The sequence below is a fragment of the Candidatus Omnitrophota bacterium genome (assembly GCA_003598025.1).
GTDB lineage: Bacteria > Omnitrophota > Gorgyraeia > Gygaellales > Profunditerraquicolaceae > Profunditerraquicola.
The window spans coordinates 40,419-48,932 of the sequence record QZKH01000004.1 but is presented as its reverse complement, the minus strand read 5'-3'; the positions used below and the strand labels follow the sequence as shown (position 1 = coordinate 48,932).

Annotated in this window: 1 protein-coding gene (cut by a window edge); it reads right to left on the bottom strand. The window is 39.9% G+C overall.

Annotation, left to right across the window (positions count from 1 at the left end; genetic code table 11):
• Positions 1 to 8,514: part of a response regulator coding region (locus C4533_05255; protein RJP28373.1), annotated on the bottom strand (this coding region is incomplete at its 3' end). 37,787 nt of the annotated region lie beyond the right edge of the window; the window shows 8,514 of its 46,301 annotated nt.

Sequence of the window (8,514 nt, the reverse complement as noted above, 5' to 3'; positions counted from 1 at the left end):
AAGTGCTTTTCGGCGATCTTCAAACACAAGAGCTGGGTTTGGGGATCGGTGTTGACAAAAAGCAGGGTATTAGAGGTGGTAGAGATGGGGGAGGAGGAACGAGACCCTAATTTCTCGTATGCCGACATAACATTATCAGGCACGGCCTCATAAACTATCGCTTCTTTAGGAGGAAATGGATATTCTAAGAATCTTCTTATCTCCCCTGCCGCTAATACAGCCATATGCGCCAAACCTGTATCACTTAACGACTCAATAGCAGCATCGCCATCATATAAATACGGCGCGTAGCTAATAACGACCGCTCCTCTATTAACAGCCCATAGTGGATAATATTTAGGTAATTGTTTTTGTAATGTGGCGCGCGCCCGTCTTTGCGAATAAGGCATCTGCATGAGCAATATTTTCTCTGCCTTAATATTGTTATCCAATAAGACCTTCGCGCCATAAGCAATATTTTCTACTGATGTTGTAGACTGGGCGTCAACAAAGATCATATTTGGCTCAACGCCTTCAGAAAGAAGAACCGCATAAAATAGGATGCCTTCGGGGATCTTTACGGAATAACGGGAGGCTTTATTTAATAATCTGCCTATAACCAGCTCCTCTATGGTTTCCTCTTCTAAATCCGCGTTACTGAAATCCGAACCTGTAAAATTCTGATAAAATTGTCTCCAGGTCTTAAATTCACTATCTCTCTGCGGATTGGATATCTTTTCTGAATCTCTTCCTCTATAGATATTGAACAATTTAGCGATTTCTTTCCACAGATGCTCAACGCCAAAGCTCTCTCTTAAGTCCAACAACCGATCAAAGATATTGTCAAGTATAGACACAACCTTATTGTCTATACCATTATCTTCTATGAATGTATTTATCGTTGTAGTCTCTCTTCCTACCCCTCCTGTGACGATTATATTCGTATGCCTATGGCGCCATTGCTTGGCCGCTTCAAACGCCACTCGCACAAAACGCGATCCCATAACCCACAATAAATCATACTGCGCGGGGATCTCTTCTCTTTCCACTGTCCAATCCAAGATAGCCTTAATATCTCTTGTCATCATGGTTCTTTCTTGCGTGGTTATAGGGGAAGAAACTATGGCTGGGCCGGCGCGGATTAACCCGGTGCGAGATACATATTCTGTATAAATAAAACTAGCCAATACATCTACGGAGCCAGTTGCAGGCACTAAACCTATATGATGCTCATATTTAATAGGTGAACTAGCGTAATTTGTTTTTGAATATACGATCATACTCTCTTGTAAATGATCGCATACAAATTTATCCGGGGTATTATAATTAGATAAACCTAGTTTCTTAATCTCTTCGCCAAGATCAACCGGGGAAGAAGATTGATTTTTGCTTTCTGGGTGAGCCTGAGAACGTACACCTTCAACAATTGGAAAAGGATTAGCTTGAGCCTGGGTATCGGATAATTGAGAAGAAAAACCACTAACTAATAAATCATTTAAAACACTTTCTAATTTATTCGAATCAGATAATAGGATGCCCCGAATACCTAATTGTGCTGCAGGTGCAATGTCTATTTCAAAACGGTCACCAATGGATATTGTCCTTTCGGGTAAGCTATTGCTTCTTAAAAGAGCGACCCCAAAAGGTTTTGAGCTTGGCTTTCCTTCCCCTACATCATCTTGGCCGAATACAAAGCTAAAATAATCTCGGATACCGAGCGCAGACAAGATTCTTTCCGCCCAAGAATGAGAAGAATTAGTGACTACTATCAATTTATATGACCTAGATAATTGCTCCATTTGCACCTGCAATCTTAAATCAGGAACCAGAAATCTTCTAATATCTACGTTTTTCTCCCAATGATCCCAGACATCCTGAAGTGTGCAATCAGTAAATGAAGCTATCGTCTTACCATAAGAAAGAGAACCAATTTCTCCATGACGGCTAAAAAATAACTTTTCCGCTTCTAAAAAAGGAATCCCTCTCCTTTGCGCCAAGACTTCTATGTAGGATTTTTGAAGTACAGCATAGAGTTCATCAGAAGAATACAACGTTTGATCCAAATCAAATATTATAGCTCCCATATCTGCATATGTCTCGGAAGGAATATTTCCGGAAGTCATTCTACCCATTTCGTCTACAAACCTATTCAAAAGAATAGTTCCCTGAATATAATACATGGTAGCCCAATCCCCTATGCTTCCATCTTCTTCTGTTCTTTTTGACGCCCATGAAGCAAAAGAAGTCGCCATGTAAAGAAGGGAGCGTTGGTAAAAATACTCATCTCCACTGATAAAGATTTTAACTGCTTCGTTAAAAATTCCTGGTAAGGTCTTCTTAAGCACCTCAATATTTTCGTGCACAGGATCATTATAAAATCCAAAAGATGCGGTTACGGCACCTTCTGCATCAACAGCGAATCTGTATCTGTGCGCGTATAATTCCATCTCATTCCCTTCAAATGAACCGAACCATAATCTTGCATATTCATTTGCGATATCGCCATATACATTCCCACGAGGATCTATATATCTAAACTCACCGCCCCTAACAAGAATATTACTCGCTAATAAATCATTGTGTACTCTATATAAGAATGGAGGGCAAAGCATCGCTAACCAGTTTCGGCGCTCCTTTATTTCCCTAATCAAAGCTTCAAATCCTCTATATCTAACACCATTTATTACTATAAACTCGGATTCCCTTATCTGCTTTAACAAAATATTCCTATCTTCAAGCTCAACGCCCTCTCTTGTCTCATATTTTCCTATGCTATAATCGTAAACAAAATTACATGGTGACTCAACCTTATCAGACTGCGCCTGCAATAAACCAAAATGTGTATCTATAATTCCCCTAAATAACATCAGTGCATTATCAAAGTCAAGTGAACCGCTTAAAATAGAATCTTGCAATGAACTACCCCAAAAATGCATTTCATAAAATAAGCAATCTTCCCTCTGTTCATACGCAATCACATCAATGCATGGATATGTATTTCTGTTGTTTAACAACCATTCAATTTCTCCTGCGAGACGGATTCCCGCAATACGCTGCATTCCCGAGGGAAGACTTCTATCTACTTCTTTTCTAACTATAATACCCCCATTGTCTTTCATTATGAACAAGGTTATATTAAATGCGCCCCCTTTGGCAACAGACAAAACATATCCCTCTCTTATATCGTCTCTTGCCAGTTTCATTCCTGTACGTAATGATTCTCTAGCAACCTCAACTCTGCGGTTATTCTCTGTTTTTCTTATTGCCATGAATAAATCAGCTAAAACTCCATTTAAAGAAAACTGCTGATTGAATCCAATCTCTACTGCATAAAACTTGTTTGAAAACGGTACACCAACTACTCCAATATAATTAAAGCTAACTCCCTTTTCTTCGTAGTAATCAATGATACTGGCTTCGCGAGGGTTAACCATCATCCCGGAAATTAAACTACTATCGTTATTCGCAAACACCTTTTTCAGATAATCTAACTGTGATTCGTTATGCGCTCGAACTAGGATAACACAACCTGCATATTTTAGCCTAGCTAAGATATGTTTTACTCCTTGGACTGTAAAAATTATCTCGGCATCTAATACTATCCCAATTCTTTTACCAGCTAATTTGTCAAATTCTTCATATAAACGTACCAAATTATTTCTATCATTAGTATTTACTATCTGATAATTTTGCTCAAGCTCACCAGTCACTTTATCTAGCGAAACAACGGCAGCGGACCTTCCTATACTATCCATCAATTTTCTAACAGCTTCTTGCATTCCCCATCTTGTCATTGCAATAACTTTATAACCGTTACGAGATTCCTCTAATTCTTCCTCAACCCTCTTCAGCCTAGATCCTATGGCGCTACCACTATCAGATGCCCTAAGCCATAACCTAAATCTCAATTCCTCTCTTATGGCCTCTATTTCGCTCTTACCTTGTTGTCTTGCTGCCTTAATTTCTTCGGTAGAGAGCGGCGAAACAAAAATGTAATTTGCTTGCCTATAATGCGATTGCTTCATTTGGCTAGAAATTTCAATAGGCACTTCGATATAGGCTATCTTGCCCATCTTGAGTACCTTGTTTATTTCATTTTTCGAAACAGAATAGAATCTACCATCCTTGAGCATTGCAGATATAAAATCTTTTTGGTTGCGAGAAATAACGTTGATTTCATTTGCATTGACAGAAACCATATCGCGCCCTTGTACCTCTCCAAGGCGAGGCTTTCTATCCATATATAAAGGTATCCTTACTATTTCCCCGCTATACAATATCTTGAGTAAACGATAAATAGTGCTTTTGCCAGCGCCAGAATACCCAGTAATTACTACAAGATTTTTCTCATGCACTGATGAAGCAGACGGCACCAAAGATAATGGGGAATTGAGAAAGATTGGAGAAGATGAATCACTATCTTGATCCCGTTTTAAATTAATTCTATTATTCCAAGCAGCTTCGTTAATTAAAATTGGTTTTGGCCCATAGCAAACAGTTTCCACAATGGTGGCCTGAGGAGATACAAATCTCTTGTTCCAAGCAGCTTCGTTAAATTCTGCTACAGTTGAACCGTACAATACAGAACCGTTGATTATGACCGGCTGGGAAGGAACCATTCTTGTGTTCCAAGCGGCTTCATTAATCTCACCGTCAAAAGGTATGACTGCCCTTTCATCACCAAATCCACCCAACATTTCACATGCATGCCGTCTCGGCACATCATCTAGACTTTCTAACGCCTTTATATAACCCTCAAATACTCGTTCTCTCTCAACTTCTATCTTCTGGAGTACTTCAGCTGCTAATCCGCAATAGCTAGAACTTAAAGTATCTATCAATATGCCAATAGCTTTGTCATCTCCAATCCTGCCTAAAGCCATCACGGCTTCCTTAGCCTCTTGATTCTCGTAAGCTCTTCTTAATTTATGTTCAAACCAACTCACTGGAAATGCAAAGCGCCAAATGGCTAAGAACGAAATAACACTTAACCCTAAAACTACAACACCAGCTAAAACTAAAGTAGTTAACATTGGAGATAAAACATTGCCATTTACTATTGGAGGAGCATTTGTACGTGCTGATTCATTGGCAACCTGATAATTTGTTAAGATAACGCTATAGCTAATTGTTCTAAGAGCAGCCAATAAAATAGCTATTGGTGAAGAACTATTCTTCAACGCTAAACTATCATTATTAATATCATTTTTAACCGGTGAACTCGCTTTATCTTTGGGCTTGTCGGAAGTCTTAGCCTTAGCAACAGGAGTTCCAATCCAGAGGCCTGCGGATAACCAGTATGCTGGCACAACAAAACTCCAAATCAAAGCTAATCTAAATGCTTCCCATTTTTGCGTTTTTTTGCCGCTGGCATCCATAGCGCCGGTAAACCGCGGCATATATATAAATGCAAATACTGTATTTACGCCTATTATTGCTATTGTAATCAAAAGCGGGCTTACCGGCAGCAATGAAGTAAGTATCCCTATGCCTAATGCCGTAATTAATACGCTATCAACTATGGCATTGGCTAATTGCACTTTATTCAAATTCCTTTCCGCAAGGCCGTTATCGCTGGTCCTCTTTGCAAACCACAGCTTAATCTTTTTGTCTGAACCAATAGCATAGTGGCTTTTCTTGGCAAACCTGGACTTATCACTGAAAAAGTCTTTCAAAGTCAAGACAGAATGCGCCGGGTCTTCTTTCTTCTTTTTATCTTCGCTGGTAGAAGCAACCGTCCTTATAAACCATGCAAAGATATCCACCTTTAGAATCAATTCTAATACGGCATAACCTGCTGCTAAAACTCCCTGTACCAGACCCCTTACTATCCTGTCAGTAGCAAAATAATTGTAGGTTGTACTAATGCTGCCTTTGTTCGCGACGAACATGTAAATAGCCGTAATAATCCAAGGTACCGGTACTGTAAACATAACAACAGGAATGAATAAACCTACAACCATAAGCGCAATTGATGCAATAAGGCTTGCAATAGTTGCCTTATTGGTGTAACCGTTCTTCATAAACGGACCGAATATAGAAGCAATAATAAACATATAGAAGAAGAATGCGCCAAGTACCCCAAACGGGTGAATTGGCGAGAAAAGCGTAATCGCACCCAATATAACCGCAAACTTCACCGCCAAGCCGAATACTTCATATAGCTCTGAGAAACTGATCATCGGATAATAAATATCCTTGATACCGGAAGTAAATAAACCGGCTTTACCTTCAAAGGCATTGAGCATCTTTTCATCATGCATAGTAATAAACGGCAGGAAGGTAAATACTAAACTCCATAATCTCTTTAGATACAATGCATATCCTATTAACCAGTTCAACGGGCCTACTAAAATTCTCGGCATCCATTTAGGCATATTAGGCTTAGGCTGATTAATAAATAATCTTACACCTCCAGCTGTAATTGCCTGAGAGAAAACATACTGTAAGCTGATAAAGAATAAAGGAGCAGCTAAGAAAGCGAAAGGCGTAAAAGTCAAGAACATCGCAAAAAGGAATATTGCTAAGTTATAGCGCGGGACAATCGGCTTATTAAAATAGAAATCGAAGTTCTCAAAGAGAGTAAGCTTCTCCGTCCAGTCCAATCTATCACTTGCTAAAAGCTGTTGGAAATGCGGTTGTAAGAATGTATCAGTTACAAGGCCTGCATACCTAGCCTGGAATGCCGGAAGAGATCCCATAACCATCTCTCTTGGCCTGAACCATCTCATCCAAGGAGTATAACCACCCTTCCAACCCATTCTCTGTGTATCAGGAATATGGCCATCCCCCCAACCCATTTTCTTGGCCTCTGAGACATCATCACCTTCCCATGGCATTTTTAGCGCTTCAATTGCACCGCCGGTATCTTCAATATTATCCATATAAGAAGCCCAACCGCGCATTACTGCCCAACGCACAACTCCTGGCCCATAGAAAGCCTGCATACCGGAATCGGCTTCAACAGGAATAACCCTTGTATTCCAATTATCTTCGGCAACACGGTGATCAGATGCTGCAGGCATAAATCCATCTACAAATACTTCCAAACGGGTACATAACCACCCTAATTTTTTATCACTACCAAATCTTGCGGCAATAAACGGCATCAGGAATGTAGTTGATGGATGGAAGAAATGGTCTCTATCAACATTCCAGATAACCGCGTCATCCTTTATAACTGCGCCATCTTCCTCAGCAATCCTTAATAGGTAATCCTCAATAAATCTTGCAGTAACGCTCCAGGTGTTGGTCTTAACTTTCCAGCCTTTGCCTGCCTTAACCGGGAATGAATAGTAAGCGGGATTTTCCGTATCATCGCTATCATTCTTAGAAACTAAAACCTTATAAACTCCGTCGCTTGTTCGAGTTCTTTGATTCAATTCCCAACCACGCGCTCTTACTAAGTGCGTCATCAAGACATCGATAGGACTATCTTCAGGTTTATCCGGATCTATATCCTCATGGCAAGTAACCAGCATTAAATACTTATAAAGCTCCTGGCCTGCTCTTATCTCGGCATTGGCGCGTAAAGTCTTTAACTCTTCATCAGTAGGAATCCTTTCACCACGAGCCTTAATAAACTCTTTCCTGGCATCAATTAAGAATTTAGCTCCGAGGAAACTCCTGTATGCTGCCAGAGCAGCTTCTTCAGCAAAAATCTGCGTCTTTAAGAAACCATCTGCGCGGAAAATAATGAAGTCATACATAACCTTTATCTCAATTAAATCACGAATGATTTTCTTTTCAATCTCGTTCCTCTTCTGCCCTGTTTTCTCTACCAAGCGATCGATGGTAGCTGAAAAAGGAAGATTCACATCTGATAATTCAACCAAAAATTCCTCATCAGAAATGCCGAGCTGGCTTAATAGCCGGCTTAAATACTCAACCCATGAGTCCATGGAATGCTCTTTTATAGCCCGGAAAGCACTCTCTTTATCTTGGCTTACTTTAGCTGCGATGCGATCAATAGTCGCAGAGAAAGGCAACTCTATATTAGATAATTCGTTTAGGAGATTATTATCAAATGCAGAAAATTCTTTTAATAACCTAGTCAAATATTCTCTCCAAGAATGCATAAAGTTTTCTTTAATAATCTGGAATTGAGATTTTAATACTGGTATGCGTTCAGTTGTTCCGGACATCTTGGCCTCCTTGATGTCCAGGAGATCAGGACGAACTATGTCTTTCTTACCCGTGCCCTTATAAATCCACGGAGGCAGCAGATCTAAATTTAATGCCGCTATATAAGTACCTATTTCTCCTTTCTCAAACATAACGATAAGATTAAAGAACATAATTAATTCCCTGCGTGCGCGCGGATCAGCAAGATAAGGAAGCCCTTTGCCCTTAAGAATATTCTTTAAAGCTGTGCGCTCTGCATCATCTATAAGGAAATGCCTAAATAACGACCCCTCTATAACATTATGTAAGAAAATCCTCTGCAAATATTCTTTTTCTGCCCAGACTACTGGGTCACTCTCATCACCAGGCAACATTCTTATTCTATCCAAGAAACCAACGGTTATCTCCTGA